Below are 17844 nucleotides of genomic sequence, written 5' to 3' on the forward strand. Positions count from 1 at the left end.
CGCAAAAGCGATCATGGACGGTTTCACGCTCACCCCCGACCAGCAGGCGCTGCGCGAGGTCGCCGCCAAGGTGGCGGCCGACGTCTACGCGCCCGTCGCCGCGGACTGGGACCTCGGCAGGCGGGAGCTGCCGGCCAAGGAGGTCGCCCGGCTGGCCGGCCTCGGCTTCCTCGGCATCGCGCTGCCGGAACGGTACGGCGGCGCCGGCGGCACGCTGGTCGACGCCCTGATCGTCATCGAGGAGCTCGCCAAGGTCTGCCGCCCGGCGGCGTTCCAGGTCTTCGAGGCCAACGTCGGCCCGGCCCGGGTGCTCGAGTTCTTCGGCACCGAGGAGCAGTGCGAGCGCCTCCTGCCCGGGGTCGTCGGGGGCGAGGTCACGATGGCCATCGGCATCTCCGAGCCGGACGCCGGTTCCGCCGCCACCGACATGCGCACCAAGGCGCGACCGGACGGCGACGAGTACGTCATCACCGGGTCCAAGCGGTGGATCTCCGGTGGCGGGCACGCCACCCACTACCTGCTCTACTGCCGGCTCTCGGACGCGCCGGGCGCCAAGGGGATCGGGGCGATCATCGTCCCGGCCGACGCCGAGGGCATGTCGTACGGGGAGCGCGAGAAGCTCATGGGCTGGCGCGGTATCCCGTCCGCCGACGTGATCCTGGACGAGGTGCGGGTCCCCAAGGGGAATCTCGTCGTCCCGGCGGGGGGCTTCAAGGACCTCTTCGGCGTCTTCTCGATCGAGCGGCTGGGCAACTCCACGATGAGCCTGGCGATCGGCCAGGCGGCGCTGGACCGGACCTGTGCCTATGTCCAGGAGCGGCTCCAGTTCGGCCGGCCGATCGTGGAGTTCCAGAACGTCCACATGACGGTCGCCGAGATGGCCGTCCAGGTGGAGGCCGCCCGGCTGCTGATCTGGCGTGCGGCGGCCGGGGCCGGCCGGGGGCTGCCCGACCCGTTGCAGGTCTCGATGGCCAAGTGCTTCAGCAATGAGATGGCCAAGAAGGTCTCGGACCTGGCGATGCAGCTGCACGGCGGCAACGGCTACACCGAGGAGTTCGGCATCGAGGCGCTGCACCGCGACGCCCACGGGTGGGCCATCGCGGGCGGCACCCCGGCGATCCAGCGGGTGCGGATCGCCTCGGAGCTGTTCGGCCGGTCGTTCGACCAGCGCCCGGCGGTGCGGCCCCGATGAACTCCTTCCATGGCCTTGAGCCCCGGTACGTCGAGTTGCGCGAGCGGGCCGGTGTGCTGGCCGCGGAATGCGCCCAGCATGCCGAGCGGGCCGACGAGAGAGATTCGGTCGATCCCGAGGTGCGCGCGCTGCTGGCGGCCAGCGGCCTGGCCGCGATCCAGGTCCCGGCCGCGTACGGCGGTACGTTCGAGCGGCCGGACGCGCTCGCCGGGACGATCGTCCGAGAGCGGCTCGCCATGGAGTCCGGCCATCTCGACTCGTTGTTCGCGATGCAGGGGATCGGCAGCTACGCGATCTCTGCCGGCGGGTCGGAGGAGATCCGGCGGGAGTGGCTGCCCAAGGTCGCGTCGATGGAGGCGATCGCCGCGCTGGCGCTGACCGAGCCGGAGGTCGGGTCCGACCTCAAGGCGCTGTCGACCACGATCGTTCCCGACGGCGGGGAGCTGGTCGTTTCCGGGCACAAGAGTTTCATCACCAACGGCGGGGACGCCGACTACTACTGCGTGCTCGGCCAAGAGAACACGGCGGGCGGCGGTCACAGCCTGGTCCTCGTGCCGGCGGACGCGCCCGGCGTGAGCACCACCCGCCCGCACCAGATCGTGGCGCCGCACGTGCTGGCCGACATCGCGTTCGACGGCGTCCGCGTCCCGGAGGGCAACCGGCTCGGCGCGCCCGGCGAGGGGTTCGCGCTCGTCCTGGCCACACTCGCGACATTCCGAGTCTCGGTGGCGGGCGCGGCGCTCGGCACAGCCCAGGCCGCGCTCGATGACGCGCTCGCCCACACCACCACGCGCGAGCAGTTCGGCGGCCCGCTGGCCCGGCTCGGGCCGGTGCCGCAGATGCTCGCGATGTCGTGGACCGAGATCGAGATGGCGCGCGCGTTCACCTACCAGGCCGCGCGGGCGGCCGCCGCCGACCCGGCCGGAAGCCTTCACCTGTCGTCCATGGCGAAGGTCGGCGCCACCGAGGTCGCCGGCCGGGTCGTGGACCGCGCCGTGCAGGTGATGGGCCGGTTCGGGCTGGTCCGCGGCACGAGGATCGAGCGCCTTTACCGCGCCGCCCGCCCGATGCGGGTGTACGAGGGGGCCACCGAGGTGCTGCTCGACGCGCTGTCCAGGCGATTGACCAAGTCCGTGCGCACCGGGGAGGGCGGCTCGTGATCATCGACGCGCACTGCCACGTCTGGCCCGACGAGATGGCCCGCCGGGTGCTGGCCGACCGGCCGGTCGGCCTGGACGCGGTGCACGACGGCACGCTCGACGGCCTGCGCCGGACGATGGACGCGGCCGGAATCGACAAGGCGATGACGCTCGCCGTCGCCAACGTCGCGCGCAGCGTCCGCCGCACCAACGAGTTCATCGGGGGCGTGGACCGGAGCCGGTTCATCCCGTTCGGCACCGTCCATCCGGAGCTGCCGGTCGAGGAGAACCTCGCGGCGCTCCAGGACAACGGTGTCGTCGGGGTGAAGCTGCACCCGCTGTTCCAGGACGTCTCGTTCGCCGACGCGCGGGTGCGCGAGCTCCTCACCACGCTCGCGGAGGCCGGGATCCCGGTGATCGCCCACGTCGGCTGCGGCGGCGACCGCGCCGCCAACGAACGGGGCGCGTCCCGGCACCTGCCCGGGCTGGTCGCGGGCACCCCCGGCCTGACGTTCATCGCCGCCCACTTCGGCGGCTATCACGACCTCGACGCGGCCGAGGAATGGTCGGTCGGCGCCGGGGTGCACCTGGAGACGTCCTGGCCGCCGAGCGTCGGCGAGCTGCCCGCGAACCGGATCCGGGAGATCATCCGGCGGCACGGCGCCGACCGGGTCGTCTACGGGTCCGACTGGCCGATGACCGATCCCGCCGCCGAGATCGCGGCGATCCGGTCGCTGGGACTGACCCCCGAAGAGGAGGCGGGCGTGCTCGGCGGCAACCTCGCACGCCTGCTCGGAATCACCGAGACCACCAGGACGGTGACGGCATGAGCAAGACCGTACGGCTCGGGGCCGGCATGGCCTTCTGGGGCGACAGCGTACGGCCCGCGATCACGATGGTGGAGCGGGGCGAGATCGACTACCTGTGCTGCGACCATCTGGCCGAGCTGACGATGTCGATCCTGTCCAAGCAGCTGGACCGCAGCCCCGAGTACGGCTACACCCGAGACATCCTGGACCTGCTCCGCGGCGCCCTGGCCGCTTGCGCGGAAAAGGGCGTCAAGGTCATCACCAACGCCGGCGGCGCCAACCCCCGCGCCTGCGCCGCGAAGATCGCAGAGCTGGCCCGGGAGCTGGGCCTGCCGGGCGTCCGGATCGCCGTCGTGACCGGCGACGACCTGCGCCCCCAGATCGACGACCTGATGGCCGGCGGCGTCACGTTCGCCAACATGGACACCGGCGCGGAACTGGCCACCGTCCGCTCGCGCCTCACCCACGCCGCCGCGTACACCGGCTGCGAGGGCATCGTCGAGGCGCTGGAGGGCGGCGCGGACATCGTGGTCTGCGGCCGGGTCACCGACATCGCGCTCTACCTCGGCCCGCTGCGGTACGAGTTCGGCTGGCGCGCCGACGACTGGGAGCGGCTCGGCATGGCCACCGCGGTCGCGCACGCGATCGAGTGCGGCGGCCAGGCCACCGGCGGGCTGCTGGCGGGCGGATGGTGGGAGACCCCGGGGCTGGAGGAGCTGGGCTACCCGATCGCGGAGGTCGCCGACGACGGCACCGCCGTCATCACCAAGACCCCGGGGACCGGCGGCCGGGTGGACGTCGCGTCGGTGAGCGAGCAGATGGTGTACGAGATCCTCGACCCCGGCGAGTACCTCACCGCCGACGTGACCGCCGACTTCACCGGCATCCGGCTGGAGGAGGCCGGCCCGGACCGGGTCCGCATCACCGGCGCCACCGGCCGCCCCGCCCCGGCGACCCTCAAGGTCAACATGGGGTACCGCAACGGCTTCATCGGCGAGGTGACGTTCACCTACACCTGGCCGCACGCGATGGCCAAGGCGCGGCGCGGCATCGAGTTCCTGGAGAAGCGCCTCGCCAGGGCCGGGTTCACGGCCGACGACACGCACGTGGAGTTCATCGGGCGGACATCGATGTGGAACGGCCGCGTGCGGGTGCCCGACGACCCCGACCTGCCCGAGGTCGTCGTCCGGTACGCGGCGCGGTGCGCCGACCGGACCGAGGCGGGCAAGATCTTCACCGAGTCGGTCCCGCTCTACAACAACGGGCCGGCGGGCGTCGGCGGCATCGGCACCCGGCCGCCGCTCAAGGAGCTCTTCGCCATCTGGCCGTGCCTGGTGCCGCGCGAGCACGTCACGCAGTCCGTCGAGATGGTGGAGGCCTGACCCGTGACGTACGAGGACACGAAACAGGACACCGCCCCGCTGCGCGTCGCCGACGTCGCCCACGGGCGTTCCGGGGACAAGGGCGACACCTGCAACGTCGGGATCGTCGCCTACGAGCGGGACGGCTACGAGCTGCTGTGTCGCGAGCTCACCGAGGAACGGGTCGCAGCCCACTTCGGCGATCTCGTCCGCGGCACGGTCACCCGGTACGAGCTGCCCGGGATCATGGCGCTGAACTTCGTGCTGACCCGCGCGCTGGACGGCGGCGGCACGCGGTCGCTGCGCTCGGACCACCTCGGCAAGACGATGTACGCCTGGCTGCTGCGGATGGAGATCCCGGACGCGCCGGGCGTACGCCGCCACCCCTCCGGCCCGGCGAGCCCCGCCGAGGTGGTCCGATGATCGAGGTCACCGGGGCCGAACACGACGTGGCGCGGGTGTTCGCGCCGAGCTCGGTCGCCGTCGTCGGTGCCAGCGGCACGCCCGGCACGCTCAGCTGGTGGCCGCTGCATCTGCTGCGGCGATACGGGTTCGGCGGGCCGGTCCACGCCGTCAACCCGCGCCGTACCGATATCGACGGGATGCCGTGCGTGCCGGCGGTCGCGGCGATCGGCGAGCCGGTGGATCTGGCGATCGTCGCGCTGTCGGCCCGCAGCACCGTCGTCGCGGTCAAGGAGTGCGCCGCCGCCGGGGTGGGGGCCGTGGTGCTGCCGTCCCAGGGGTTCGGCGAGCTGGGCGACGAGGGCCGCGCCATGGAACGGGAACTGCTCGGCGTGGCGCGCGAGGCGGGAATGCGCATCGTCGGCCCCAACACCGACGGCGTCGCCAACCTCGCCACGGGCGCGCTGGCGACCATCCAGCCGCTGTTCGGGCAGGGCGTGCGGCCTGGGCAGGTCGCCGTCGTCACCCAGAGCGGCGCGACCGCCGCCTCGCTGCTGGTCCGGCTCGACCGCGAGGGCATCGGCTGCCGGCTCTACGCCAGCGCGGGCAACGAGATCGACCTGGGCTTGGCCGACTACATGTCGGTCGCGCTCCAGGACCCGGAGGTCGAGATCGTCGTGTCGTTCGTCGAGGCGATCCGGCGGCCCCGGGACTTCGTCGCCGTCGCCGAGCTGGCCGCCGAACTGGGCAAGCCGATCGTGCTGATCAAGGTGGGCCGGACCGAGCAGGCGGCGGCCCGCGCCGCCGCGCACACCGGCGCGCTGGCCGGTCCCGACCGGATCTACGACGCGCTGTTCCGCTCGCTCGGCGTCCTCCGGGTCGCCGAGCTGTCGGAGATCGTCGCGGTGGTGAAGCTGTATCTGGCGGGCGGCGCGCCCCGTTCGGCCGGGCTGGGCGTGATGTCGGTGTCGGGCGGGCAGGCCGGCGCGATCGCCGACCGGGCGCCCGAGTTCGGCGTCACCGTACCGCCGCTGACGGACGCCGCACAGGAACGGCTCACTGAGCTGCTGCCGTTCGGGTCCCCGCTCAACCCGTGCGATCTGACCGGCGAGGTCGCCACCCGGCACGATCTGGCCGCCGCGGTGTACAGCGTGTACGACGCCGACCCCGGCATCGACCTCGTCGCGTACGCCCGCAAGGAACTCACCGGCTCGGCGGGCCGCGACGCGGCGGCGAACCTGGTCGAGGCCGCGCGGGCGGGCTCGACCCCGCTCACGGTGTACGCCATGGACGGCGCGCTCAACGACGACGAATCCGCCACCTACGCCGAGGCGGGCGTCCCGGTCTTCACCTCCCTGGCCGAACTGCTCACCGCGACCGGCGCGCTCGCCCGGCACCGGGAGACGCTGCGGCGCCGCGCGGCCCGCGATCCCCGCCCGGTGCGGCCGGTCCCGCGCGGGGACCTCCCGCACGGCGGCGGCACGCTCGGCGAGGCCCAGGCCCGCGCGCTACTGGGCGCCTACGGCATCCGGGGGCCCGAGTCGGCGACCGTTCCCGACGCGGCCGCCGCGGTGGAAGCGGCCGAACGCATCGGGTACCCCGTCGCGCTCAAGGTCGTCAGCGGCCGGATCGCGCACAAGACCGAGGCCGGCGGCGTCGTTCTCGGGTTGACCGGGGCCGAGGAGGTGCGTGCGGCGGCGGAGGCGGTCCTGTCCAACGCGCGCCGCCACCTGGGCGGCGCCGAGGCCGACGGACTGCTGGTCCAGGAGCAGGTCACCGACGGCGTCGAGATCATCGCCGGGCTGGTCGCCGATCCGCGGTTCGGCCCGTTCGTCCTGCTCGGGACGGGCGGGGTCATGGCCGAGCTGCTGGACGACGCGGTGCTGCGCCCGGCCCCGGTGGCCCCGGACGAGGTCCGCGAGATGATCGCCGAGATCCGCGGCCGGGGGCTGCTCGACGGTTTCCGCGGCGCCCCTCCCGCCGACACCGGGGCGCTGGTGGACGCCGTCGTCGCGCTCTCGGAGCTGGGCGCCGACCACGCCGGCCGACTGGCCGAACTCGACGTGAACCCGCTCCTGGTGCGCCCGGCGGGACGCGGCGCGGTGGCCGTCGACGCGCTGATCGTGACCCGGGACCGGAACGAGGAGGAGTGATGCCCGGGACGAAGGACGCCGTCATCGTCGACGCGGTGCGCTCCCCGATGGGCAAGGGGAAGAAAGGCGGCGCGCTCAGCGGCCTGCACGCCGTCGAACTGCTCGCCCAGACCCTCGCCGGGATCGTGGATCGGACCGGGATCGACCCCGGCGCGGTCGACGACGTCATCATCGGCTGCGTCAGCCAGGGCGGCGAGCAGGCGGCGACCCCGGGCCGGCAGGCCTGGCTGGCGGCCGGCTACCCCGAGCACGTTCCGGCGACCACGATCGACCGGCGCTGCGGCTCGTCCCAGCAAGCCCTGCACTTCGCCGTGCAGGGGGTGATGGCGGGCGCGTACGACTTCGTCCTGGCGGGCGGTGTCGAGTCGATGAGCCGGGTGCCGATGGGGTCGGCCCGGATGGGCGCGGACGTGTACGGGCCCTCGGTCACCGAGCGGTACGCGCCGGGAATGATCTCGCAGGGGGTGGCCGCCGAGCTGGTCGCGGCCCGCTGGAGGCTCGGCCGCGAGGAGATGGACGCCTACTCGGCCCGCTCGCACACCCGCGCCGCCGCGGTCGCGGGGGCCGGCGGGTTCGCGAACGAGATCGTCCCGATCCGGGTCCCGGACCGCGACGCACCGGTGACCGCCGACGAGACCATACGCGCCGGGACCACGAGGACGAAGCTGGCCGGGCTGACGTGCGCGTTCGAGGATCCCGCGATCGCCGGACGCTTCCCGGAGATCTCCTGGTCGGTCACCGCGGGCAACTCGTCCCAGATCACCGACGGTGCCGCCGCGGTGCTGGTGGTGAGCGCGGAGCGGGCGTCCGCGCTGGGCCTGCGCCCGCGCGCCCGGGTCACCGCGACCGCCGTGGTCGGGGACGACCCGGTGGCGATGCTCACCGCGCCGATCCCGGCGACGCGCTGCGTGCTGGACCGGGCCGGGCTGGACATCGGCGACATCGACGCCGTCGAGGTGAACGAGGCGTTCGCGTCCGTTCCGCTGGCCTGGCAGGCCGAGTTCGGGATCGACGAGGAACGGCTCAACCCGGCCGGCGGCGCCATCGCACTCGGCCACCCGCTCGGCGCGTCCGGCGCCCGGCTGTTCGCCACCCTCCTCAACCACCTCGAACGCACCGGCGGCCGGTGGGGCCTCCAGGTGATGTGCGAGGCGGGCGGGATGGCGAACGCCACCGTGATCGAGAGGCTTTAGGGAGGTAGCGGACCGATGGAGATCGCAGGAAGGCCCGCCCTGGTCACCGGTGGTGCGTCCGGGCTCGGCCTGGGCCACCGCGCGGCGGCCGGCCGCGGCGGGCGCGCGGGTCACCGTGCTCGACCTGCCCGGATCCGCTGGGGGAGAGGTCGCCGAGGAGCTGGGCGGCAGGTTCGCCGCCGCCGACGTGACCGACCCCGAGCAGACGGCCGACCGCCTGCCCGACGACGTCCGCGACGGCCTGGGCAAGGCGGTCCCGCATCCGAGCCGGCTCGGCCGCCCCGAGGAGTTCGCGCTGCTGGCCGCGCAGATCGTGGAGAATCCGATGCTCAACGGCGAGACCATCCGGCTGGATGGCGCGATCCGGATGCCGCCGCGATGAGCGGCACCGCGAGCGAGGCGGCGATCGACGAGTACGACGCGCCCTGACCGGCAGCGGGAGATCTCCGAGCCGGTCCGCTCCTCGGCCGACGCGGCCGAGGGCGCGCGGGCGTTCACCGAGAAGCGCAGTCCGGTATGGACGGGAAGGTAAGCGATGGGCATGGGAGCGACGCCGAACAGGCCGGTGTACATCGTCGGGGCCGTGCGTTCCGCGGTGGGCCGGCGCAAGGGCGGCCACGCGGGGACGCACCCGGCGGACCTCGGCGGCCACGTCGTGGCCGCGCTGCTCGAACGCCGCGGCCTGGGCGGGGACGCCGGCGCGGCGGTCGATGACGTGATCTTCGGCTGCGTGAGCCAGATCGGGGCGCAGTCCACCAACATCGCCCGGATCGTCGCGCTGTCGGCGGGGCTGCCGGAGTCGGTCCCGGGGACCACGGTCGACCGCCAGTGCGGCTCGTCCCAGCAGGCCGTGCACTTCGCCGCGCAGGCGATCATGTCCGGGGACCAGGATCTGGTCGTCGCGGGCGGGGTCGAGGTCATGACCCGCATCCCCATCGCGTCGTCCGCCGTGGTCGGCGCCGAGCACGGGATGGGGATGCCGCGCGAGGGCGGCCTGTGGGCGGAGCGTTACGGTGACCGGGAGATCAGCCAGTTCCGCGGCGCGCAGCTGATCGCCGATCACTGGGACATCCCGCGCACGGAGATGGAGGCCTTCGCTCTGAGCAGCCATGCGCGCGCCGTCGCGGCACGGGAGAAGGGGCTGTTCGACGAGGAGATCGTCGAGGTGAACGGCCTCGCCAGGGACGAGGGGCCGCGCGCCGACACCACCGCCGAGAAGATGGCCGGGCTCGAACCGCTGAGCGAGGGCGGCACCCTCACCGCGGCCGTCTCCAGCCAGATCTCCGACGGTGCGGCCGCCCTGCTGCTCGCCTCCGCGGAGGCCGTCGAGCGGCACGGGCTCTCCCCGCTCGCGACCGTCCGGGCCAGGGCCGTCGTCGGCTCGGATCCGGTCATGATGCTGACCGGGCCGATACCCGCGACCGAGAAGGTGCTGGCCAAGGCCGGGCTGGCGGCCGGGGACGTCGAGCTGTACGAGGTGAACGAGGCGTTCGCGCCGGTCGTGCTCGCCTGGCAGCGGGAGACGGGCGTGGGCGCGGACCGTACCAACCTCCTCGGCGGCGCCATCGCGCTCGGACACCCGCTCGGCGCCACCGGGGCCCGGCTGATGACGAGCCTGGTCCACCACATGCGCCGCACCGGCGCCAGCTACGGGCTCCAGACCATGTGCGAGGGCGGCGGCATGGCGAACGCGACGATCCTGGAGCGGGTGTGAGCGGCACCGTGGAGGTGAGGCGCGAGGACAGCCTGGGCTGGATCGTCCTGGACCAGCCCGAACGGCGCAATCCGCTGGACCGTGCCACCGCCGAGGGCGTCACCGCGGCGTTCCGGACGCACTTCGCCGATCCGGATGTGCGGTCGGTCGTGGTGACGGGCAGCGGGTCGGCGTTCTGCGCGGGCGGCGATCTGAGGCAGATGGGCGCGTTCTCGGAGATGGGCACCGCCGCCGCGTTCGAGTGGCCGGAGCCCATCGTCGAGCTGCACCGGCTGGTGCTGCGCGCCGACAAGCCGATCATCGCGGCCGTCAATGGCCCCGCCTACGCGGGCGGCATGGGCCTGGCGGGCATGTGCGACATCCTGCTGGCGGTGCGGGGGGCGCGGTTCGCGATGCCGGAGATCAAGGTCGGCATCTTCCCGATGATCATTGTCGCGCACCTGTGCCGGGCCCTCCCGCGCAAGCGGCTGCTGGAGATGATGTTCACCGGCGAGCCGATGGGCGCGGAGGAGGCGCACGCGCTCGGCTTCGTCAACCGCCTGTACGACTCGGCGGACGAACTGGCCGAGGGCGTCCGGGACTTCGCCGGGAAGCTGGAGCGGGTCAGCCCGTACGCGGCGCGGCTCGGCCGCCGGGCGTTCGGCCTGCTCGCCGACATGCCCGCCGACCAGGCCGTGGACGCCGCCCAGTTCCTGGTCATGCCGTTCCATCTCGGTGAGGACATCAAGGAGGGCGCCGCGGCGTTCCTCGACGGCCGCGAGCCCTCCTGGGTCCCGCGCCACGAGCGGACCGGGCCGTGAACACGCCTCTGAACACGGGCAGGACGGGAGCGGAGCAGCCATGGATCTGAATCTGGCCGGGCGCGGGGCCATCGTGACCGGCGCCAGCAAGGGGCTGGGGCGCGCGGCGGCGCGGGCCCTGGCCGACGAGGGCGCGCACGTGCTGGCCGTGGCCCGTACCGAATCGAGCCTGCGGGAGTTGGCGGGGGAGAAGTTCGCTGGAACGATCCACCCGCACGTCTGCGACATGCGGGACCGCGAACAGGTCGCCGCGCTCGTCGACGTGGCCGCGAAGCGGCTGCCGAGCGTGGACGTCGTGGTCAACAACGCCGGCATCGCGCCCGCGGCGGACTTCCTCGACATGGACATGGCCGTGTTCGACGAGGTCCTGGAGGTCAACGTCACGGCGATCGCGGTGCTGTCGCAGGCCGCGGGCCGCCACTTCGTCGAGCGGGGCGGCGGCCGGATCGTCAACATCGTCTCCACCTCCGGGATCCTCGGGAAGGCGGCGCTGGCGGCGTACTCGGCCTCCAAGGGCGCCGCGATCCAGCTCACCAAGGCGCTGGCCGCCGAGTGGGCCCGGTACGACATCCAGGTCAACGCCATCGCGCCGGGCGCGTTCGCGACCGAGGCGCAGGCGTACGTGACCGGTGATCCCGAGGTCCTGCGGAGGCGGGTGCGCAAGATCCCCGCCCGGCGGATGGCCGACCCCGAGGAGTTCGGCCCGCTGGTCTGCTTCCTGTCCTCGCCGGTGGCGAAGTTCGTGTCCGGTGCCGTCTACGTCATCGACGGCGGCGAGACGGCCAAGCAGTGAAGGAGTGACTTGGGCCTGCTGAACGGGCACTCGTTGATCGTGACGCGCGGGATGGGCGACGCGGTGGCCCGCCGCGCCGCCGCGGAGGGAGCGTCGCTGGTCCTGGTCGACATCGACCCGTCGGTGTCCGCCGTCGCGTCCGAGGCGGGCGGTACGCCGGTCAGCTCCAGTCGACGATCTCGTCGAACAGGTCGGGGAACCGCTGCTCCAGCTGGGCGGTGTAGTCGATCATGTGCTCCCGCATCAGCTCTTCGGCGATCTTCGCCCGGCCCTTCACGATCGCCTCGGCGATCTCCTCGTGGCTGTCGGCCACCATGTGCCGATGCGAGGGAGGGTAGACGTACCGGACGACGCGGTCCGTGTAAATGATCTTCAGTGACTTGCCGACGAGGTCCAGGATCCGGTTGCCCGAGACCCCTGCGACGGTGTCGTGGAACGCCGTGGCCCCGCGAATGTAGGTGTCGCTGTCTTCGCTGACCATCGCCTCCTTGGTGAGTTCCACGGCATGGGTCAGCGCGGCGACCGTGTCCGGATCGCGCCGGGCCGCCGCCAGCCCGGCCATCATCGGCTCCAGCGCCAGTCGTGCCTCGATCAGCTCCCGGAAGGTCGCCCGCGCCACCTGGAAGTGCAGCGAGGCCGTACGGGCGAAGGACTTGGCCCCCGCCTCGGCGACCATGGGACCGCCCCCACGCCCCGGGCGGATCACCACCAGCCCCTGGACCTCCAGGATTCGCAATGCCTCGCGTACCGAGGCGCGCCCCACGTCGTAGTGCTCGACCATCTCCAGTTCGGAGGGCAGCATGGCTCCCGGCTCCAAACCACGGTTCACCATGTCGTGCACGATGTCCCGAGCCAGCGCTTCGGAGACCTTCTCTGGACGCCGGTAGCGCGCCGGCTCATCGCCGGACGGCTGTCGTTCCTCCCGCTGGACGCCTGGCTCCATCATGTGGCAACGATACCGAAGACGGCGTATTTCATCGAACCTTTCGCCTGTTTCATGCACCCAGAATCCCGTGGAAGTGAGGCGCATGGGCAAGATCTGTGCGTATGTTAGTCAATGTTTGATGTACCGGGTCAGGTCCACGGATCGACGATCGGCTTGATCTCCTTCATCTCCCGGAGGCTGCGCAGCGAGTCCGTCGCCTGGGCGAGGCCGTGGACGCGCCCGGAGAACATGGCGTCCCAGTCGAACTCGTCGCCCGCCTGCTCGAGGAACCTGAGCCCGCGCTCATACGACCCGATGTCCGCGCCCAGGCAACCTGTGATCCGCAGGCCACGGCCCGCGATGCGGGGCACCGCGACCTCCTGGGCCGGCCCGGCCAGGGTCCCGACGACGGCGTAGCGGGCATTGCGCGCCGCCATGAGCACACCCTCAGCGAACGCGCCCGGCGCCCCGGACATCTCAAGAAGAACGTCCGGTCCGCCGCCGGTGGCCTCCTCCACTGCGGCGACGCGATCGGCGGGATCCGGATGAGCCTCGACCGAGACGACGGTGTGGGCGCCCCACCTGCGAGCGAGGTCGAGCCGTTCGTCCGGAGCCCCGACCACCACCAGGCTGCGCGGATGATGCCGCGCGGCCATCGCGGTCGCGAACAGCCCGAGCGGCCCGCTGCCCTGCACCACGACCCGCGACATGTGGTCGACCGGCCCGAGCTGCTCGAACGCGTTCACCACCGTTCGGAGCGCACAGCTGCACGCCGCCGCGGCGGTGCTCGCCACCGCGTCCGGCACACGGAGGCGTCCGGACCGAGGCCAGATGTAGGAGTACTGCGCGAAGCCTCCGGCCGTGTAGGGGAACTCAAGGGCGTTGCGGAACATCCCGACGCGCCGGTTCGGGCAGAGGGTCGGCTGGCGCTCGACGCTGCACATTCGGCACCTCCCGCAGGACTCGTGCTCCCAGACGACCCGGTCGCCGAGGCGCAGCTCGGTGCCGACCGAGTCGAGCACGGCACCCTCCCCGATCGCCGCGACCCGGCCGACGATCTCGTGCCCGAGGACCAGCGGCGGGGTGATCGGCAGCGTGCTGACCGAGCCCTGCCAGGTGTGCACGTCGCTGCCGCAGACCGAGGCGACCTCGACCTCCACGACGAGGGCGCCCGGCTCCGGGCGGGGCACGCGCACCTCGGCGAGCTCCAGCTCCGCGCCGTACTCGGGCAGGAGCGCGGCCGGCGCGGTGTCAGGGAGCGTTGATGAGTGCAGCTCACGCAAGGGGATCGGTCCAATCGTTCGCGGTGGAGCGGTGGGACGGCCCGCTCCAGGAAATCACAGGGCTTCGTTGAGCGGGGCGGTCGTCGGTCCGGTGCCGGTGGCGGCCGCATGCTCGTCGCCGCGGGCGGCGCCGTCGGGCATCAGCAGCACGACGAGAACCCCCAGGACCGTCGGGACCATCAGCGTGTAGAAGGTCCAGGCCACCGGCAGGCCGGAGGCGACGATCCAGCCCCCGGCAAGCGGGGCGAGGATCCCGCCGAGCCGTCCGATGGTCATGTAGGCGCCGAGCGCGGAGGCGCGGACCGCGGCCGGGAACCAGGTGGCGACGTAACCGTTCAGGATCGCCGCGGTGCCGCTGCCGCCGACCCCGGCGAGGGCGACGCCGAGGTAGAGCACCGGCGTCGGCGGGCCCGCGCTCAGGATCACCAGCGCGACGACGCCGATGCCGAATCCGGCGAGGGCGACCCGCTTGGGCCGGATCCGGTCGGCGAACCAGGACATGACCAGGCCGCCGAGGATCGCGCCGACGCACATGGTCGCGAGGAAGCTCAATGCCGAGCCGAGGGGGTACCCGGCCATCCGCATCAGCTGCGGCAGCCACGTGTTCAGGCCGTAGATGAAGAGCTGGACGACGAGCCCGCCGATCCCGAACACGACGAGCGCGGCCGGCAGGGGAGGCTTCGCCAGGGCGCGCAGCGAGGACCGGCCGGCGCCGTGGGCCGCCGTCACCCGCTCGTCGTCCGCGGCGGGGACGTCCAGTCCGTACTTGCGGGCCACCGCCTGCGCCTCGCCGAGCCGGCGCTTGGAAACCAGGAACTCGACCGATTCCGGCAGCATGAACCAGGCGACGGGCAGCACGAGGAGCGGCAGGGCCGCGATGGCGTACATCGGACGGAACCCGAACGCCTCGATGACGACGATCCCGAGCAGGGCGGCGACGAGGGTGCCGATGAGGAACCCGGCGGTCAGGATCGCGTTGACGAGGTTGCGCCGTTCCCGCGGGGCGAACTCGACCGCGAGGGCGATCGCGGTCGGCATCACGCCACCGAGTCCGACCCCGGCGAGGAACCGGAAGAGGCCGAAGACCTCGATCGTCGGTGCGAGTGCGCAGACGACCATGCACGCCGAGAACCAGCCCGTGCTGGCCATCAGCATGAGCTTGCGGCCCAGCAGGTCGGTGGCGAAGCCGCACAGCAGGGAGCCGATCAGCATGCCGACCAGGGCGAGGCTCGCGATCGCCCCGAGGTCGGCCGCGTCGAGTCCCCACGGCCGGTAGTCCAGGAGGGCAGGGATCGTCGTGGCGAACACCGAGACGTCGTAGCCGTCGAACACGAGAATCGCCGCACAGAGGGCGGCGATCATTGAGCCGCTCAGCCTTCCGGTCGGAGGGGGCGTGACCATTGCCATGGGAGTGTCTCCTCGTGGGGGGTGGGACGATCACTGAGGTTTGGTGCTGAGGTCGATCGCGGCGGTCGGCGTGACGCCACTTCGCGTCATCTGGCCAGGTATCCGCCATCGACCGGGTAGAAGGACCCCGTGACGAACGAGGCCGCGTCGCTGCAGAGCCAGGCGACGAGTTCGGCGACCTCGCCCGGGTCGCCGAGCCGGCCGAGGGGGATCTGCGCTGCCCGGGCCCGCTTCGTCTCGTCGCTCGCCAATCGCTCGACCAGCGGGGTCAGGATGTGCCCCGGCCCTACCGCGTTGACCCGGATCCCGCGGCCGGCGTACTCGAGCGCCGCGTTGCGGGTGAGTCCGATGATCGCGTGCTTGGACGCCGTGTAGGCGGAGCTGCCCGCCTCGGACCCGACGGCGCCGAGGACGGAGGACATCGTGACGATCGCGCCCCCGCCTCGCCCGGCCATGAGCGCCAGTTCGGCGCGCAGGCAGTGGAAGGTGCCGTCCAGGTTGACCTCCATGACGCGCTTCCAATCCCGCGGGTCGAGCTCGGCGGTGGGCGTTGTGGGGACACCCGTCCCCGCGTTGTTGACCGCGATGTCGAGGGCGCCGAACGTGGTCGCGACCCCGGTGAGCACCTCCGCCACGTTCGCGGGCCGGGTGACGTCCATGGCGACGGCCGTCGCCGTTGCCCCGGTCGTCTCGATCTCCCGCGCGACCCGTCCGGCCGCCGCCGCGTCCACATCGGTGACCACGGTGCGGGCGCCGGATCGGGCGAGCACCTTCGCGCAGGCCGCACCGATCCCCGAGCCGGCCCCGGTCACCACGGCCACCCGCCCGTCGAGTCCATAGTCGATCACCGTTGCTCACTCCCCACTGCGACGGGGCGCGGCGGCTCGAAGGCCGCGAGGGCGCCGCCGTCGATCACGATGTCGGCACCGTTGATGAACGCGGCGGCGTCGCTGAGCAGGAACCGGCAGAGGTGGGCGACGTCCTCGCCGGTGCCGACCCGGCGACGACGTCGCGTCAGTCACGGGCGGGATCCATGCCCAGGAGATCGGACGCCGCGGGCGCCGGTTCGGCCCGGCGGGTCTCGCGCCGCGCGGTCGCCTGGCACACCAGCGCCGGCCGGAGCAGCCGTGTGAGCAGCCAGTAGAGCTTCTGGCTGTACGGCCACTGGGTGACGACCCGGCCGGATTCCGAGGTGTAGTAGTTGTTGCCGGTGCGCGACCAGACGAAGGAGTCGTTGCGGCGCACCAGGAGCCGGTCCATGATCTCGACGGGACCCGGCTTGGTCTCGAGGCTGGTGCCCGTCTTCTCGGCGTGGGCGATCGCGTCGGCGATCCACTCCGCCTGCCGTTCGAGCGTGAAAGTGAGGACCCCGCCGTTGGTGTTGGGGCCGTAGGTCACGTAGAAGTCGGGGAAGCCGACCGCCATCATGCCGAGCATGCTCTTGGGCTCGGCACCCCACGCGTCCCGCAGGCGGGTCCCGCCCCGTCCGGTCACCTCGAAGGTGGCGAGGAACCGGGAGGGCTGGAAGCCCGTGGCGAGGATCAGGACGTCGATGTCGGTCTCGGCACCGGACGCGTCGACGACGCCGGTCGGAGTGACCCTCTCGACGGCCCGGGGGACGAGGGTGACGTCCTCACGCGCGAGCGCCGGGTAGTAGTACTGCGTGAGGACGGGACGCTTGCCGTAGTAGGGGTAGTCAGGAGTCAGCTGTGCTCTGAGCTTCGCGTCCGGCACCGCGGTGCGCAGGTACTCTTCGGCGAGTGCCTGCATCCGGCGGTTGGCCCGGGTTCCCAGGCGGGCCACCCGCCGCATCCTCTCCAGTTGCGCGAAAGCCTGGAGCCGTCTGCGGCGCACGAGCCACCGGCTCGCGGCGAGCCGCTCGATCTCGTCCGGGGTGTAATCCCGGTCGGGTTTCGGCATCACCCAGCCCGGCTGGCGCTGGAACAGGTACGTGTGCCCCGCCTTCTCGGCCAACGGCGGCAGCACCTGCGCGCTGGTCGAGCCCGTGCCCACCAGCGCGACTCGTTTGCCGGCCAGGTCCACTGAGTGATCCCACCGGGAGGTGTGGAAGCAGGGACCGTGGAATTCCGGCAGGCCCGGCCAGTCCGGGTAGCGGGGGTTGTTGAGCTGGCCCACGCAGCTGACGACATGCCGGGCCTCCCAGCGGCCGCCGTCGGCCGCGGTGACCAGGTAAGTATGGGTTTTCTCGGCCCACCGCACGCTCTCGACCCTGCGGCCGAACCGGAAGTGCGGCCGCAGCCCATGGTCGTCGACGACCTTTTCCATGTACGCCTGGATCTCGGCCTGGCCCGCGTGGGTCCGTCCGAACACGTGCGGCGCGAAGGACAGCGAGTAGAGCTCGGAGGTGACGTCGACCTCCGCGCCCGGGTAGCGGTTGTCCCACCAGGTGCCGCCGAGACCGTCGCTCTGCTCGAGTACCACGAACTTCCCGACACCGCGCCGGCGCAGGTTGTGGGCCGTCGCCACGCCCCCGAATCCGGCACCGATGATCACTACGTCGGTCCGGACCGGCGCCGACTCCTCAGATCTTGGCAGGTCAGCCACTGCGTCGCCCTCCTCGTCCGCGGATTGGAGAAACCATAGGAATGTTTCGAGTATTTGTCTAGACTGGGCGCGACCGTCCGACGACCAAGAGGGTGAGATGGCGACAGT

Annotated in this window: 17 protein-coding genes; 11 read left to right on the plus strand and 6 right to left on the minus strand. The window is 72.4% G+C overall.

The features are described from left to right. Positions 1 to 13: 13 nt before the first annotated feature. The 11 genes from ABD340_RS10155 (at position 14) to ABD340_RS10205 (ending at position 11556) form a co-directional block, all read left to right on the plus strand. On the plus strand, positions 14 to 1192 hold the full coding sequence (locus ABD340_RS10155) for an acyl-CoA dehydrogenase family protein (protein WP_344588437.1): 1179 nt from the start codon (positions 14 to 16) through the stop codon (positions 1190 to 1192). After that, complete coding sequence (locus ABD340_RS10160; RefSeq protein WP_344588438.1) at positions 1189 to 2352, plus strand: acyl-CoA dehydrogenase family protein; 1164 nt, start codon at positions 1189 to 1191, stop codon at positions 2350 to 2352. Before ABD340_RS10155 ends, ABD340_RS10160 begins: the two co-directional genes overlap by 4 nt. After that, positions 2349 to 3161, plus strand: coding sequence for an amidohydrolase family protein (locus ABD340_RS10165; protein ID WP_344588439.1), 813 nt, complete (start codon positions 2349 to 2351; stop codon positions 3159 to 3161). Before ABD340_RS10160 ends, ABD340_RS10165 begins: the two co-directional genes overlap by 4 nt. After that, on the plus strand, positions 3158 to 4522 hold the full coding sequence (locus ABD340_RS10170; RefSeq protein WP_344588440.1) for an acyclic terpene utilization AtuA family protein: 1365 nt from the start codon (positions 3158 to 3160) through the stop codon (positions 4520 to 4522). Before ABD340_RS10165 ends, ABD340_RS10170 begins: the two co-directional genes overlap by 4 nt. Before the next feature lie 3 nt (positions 4523 to 4525). Continuing rightward, a complete protein-coding gene (locus tag ABD340_RS10175) occupies positions 4526 to 4924 on the plus strand; it encodes an AtuA-related protein (RefSeq protein ID WP_344588441.1) in 399 nt (132 codons plus the stop codon). Continuing rightward, positions 4921 to 7056: an acetate--CoA ligase family protein gene (locus tag ABD340_RS10180; RefSeq protein ID WP_344588442.1), complete on the plus strand. Its 2136-nt coding sequence runs from the start codon at positions 4921 to 4923 to the stop codon at positions 7054 to 7056. The genes ABD340_RS10175 and ABD340_RS10180 overlap by 4 nt, the downstream gene beginning before the upstream one ends. Further along, a complete protein-coding gene (locus ABD340_RS10185) occupies positions 7056 to 8249 on the plus strand; it encodes a thiolase family protein (protein WP_344588443.1) in 1194 nt (397 codons plus the stop codon). The genes ABD340_RS10180 and ABD340_RS10185 overlap by 1 nt, the downstream gene beginning before the upstream one ends. Before the next feature lie 52 nt (positions 8250 to 8301). After that, positions 8302 to 8631 carry a Rossmann-fold NAD(P)-binding domain-containing protein gene (locus ABD340_RS10190; protein ID WP_344588444.1) on the plus strand — a complete coding sequence of 110 codons (330 nt, stop codon included), beginning with the start codon at positions 8302 to 8304 and terminating at the stop codon, positions 8629 to 8631. A gap of 159 nt (positions 8632 to 8790) precedes the next feature. Beyond that, the gene (locus ABD340_RS10195) at positions 8791 to 9963 is read left to right on the plus strand and encodes an acetyl-CoA C-acyltransferase (protein WP_344588445.1); all 1173 of its coding nucleotides are present in this window, start codon (positions 8791 to 8793) and stop codon (positions 9961 to 9963) included. Continuing rightward, the gene (locus ABD340_RS10200) at positions 9960 to 10763 is read left to right on the plus strand and encodes an enoyl-CoA hydratase/isomerase family protein (RefSeq protein WP_344588446.1); all 804 of its coding nucleotides are present in this window, start codon (positions 9960 to 9962) and stop codon (positions 10761 to 10763) included. The genes ABD340_RS10195 and ABD340_RS10200 overlap by 4 nt, the downstream gene beginning before the upstream one ends. 40 nt (positions 10764 to 10803) lie before the next feature. Further along, positions 10804 to 11556 carry an SDR family NAD(P)-dependent oxidoreductase gene (locus tag ABD340_RS10205; protein ID WP_344588447.1) on the plus strand — a complete coding sequence of 251 codons (753 nt, stop codon included), beginning with the start codon at positions 10804 to 10806 and terminating at the stop codon, positions 11554 to 11556. A 160-nt stretch (positions 11557 to 11716) separates the two neighbouring features. On the opposite strand, the gene ABD340_RS10210 is transcribed toward ABD340_RS10205, so the two are convergent. The 6 genes from ABD340_RS10210 to ABD340_RS10230 form a co-directional block, all read right to left on the minus strand. Continuing rightward, a complete protein-coding gene (locus tag ABD340_RS10210; RefSeq protein ID WP_344588448.1) occupies positions 11717 to 12502 on the minus strand; it encodes a FadR/GntR family transcriptional regulator in 786 nt (261 codons plus the stop codon). Between the two features lie 128 nt (positions 12503 to 12630). Continuing rightward, complete coding sequence (locus ABD340_RS10215; protein WP_344588449.1) at positions 12631 to 13764, minus strand: alcohol dehydrogenase catalytic domain-containing protein; 1134 nt, start codon at positions 13762 to 13764, stop codon at positions 12631 to 12633. Positions 13765 to 13818: 54 nt separating this feature from the next. Beyond that, positions 13819 to 15171 carry an MFS transporter gene (locus ABD340_RS10220; RefSeq protein WP_344588450.1) on the minus strand — a complete coding sequence of 451 codons (1353 nt, stop codon included), beginning with the start codon at positions 15169 to 15171 and terminating at the stop codon, positions 13819 to 13821. An 86-nt stretch (positions 15172 to 15257) separates the two neighbouring features. Continuing rightward, positions 15258 to 16019 (minus strand): SDR family NAD(P)-dependent oxidoreductase, encoded by a 762-nt coding sequence (locus ABD340_RS10225; RefSeq protein WP_344588451.1) that lies wholly within the window; start codon positions 16017 to 16019, stop codon positions 15258 to 15260. Beyond that, entirely contained in the window at positions 16016 to 16189 is a 174-nt protein-coding gene (locus ABD340_RS47905; protein ID WP_425547328.1) for an SDR family oxidoreductase, read from the minus strand. Before ABD340_RS47905 ends, ABD340_RS10225 begins: the two co-directional genes overlap by 4 nt. Next, positions 16186 to 17736 (minus strand): flavin-containing monooxygenase, encoded by a 1551-nt coding sequence (locus ABD340_RS10230; RefSeq protein ID WP_344588452.1) that lies wholly within the window; start codon positions 17734 to 17736, stop codon positions 16186 to 16188. The genes ABD340_RS47905 and ABD340_RS10230 overlap by 4 nt, the downstream gene beginning before the upstream one ends. Positions 17737 to 17844: the final 108 nt, after the last annotated feature.

Origin of the sequence: Actinomadura vinacea (assembly GCF_039532545.1) — a bacterium.
GTDB lineage: Bacteria > Actinomycetota > Actinomycetes > Streptosporangiales > Streptosporangiaceae > Spirillospora > Spirillospora vinacea.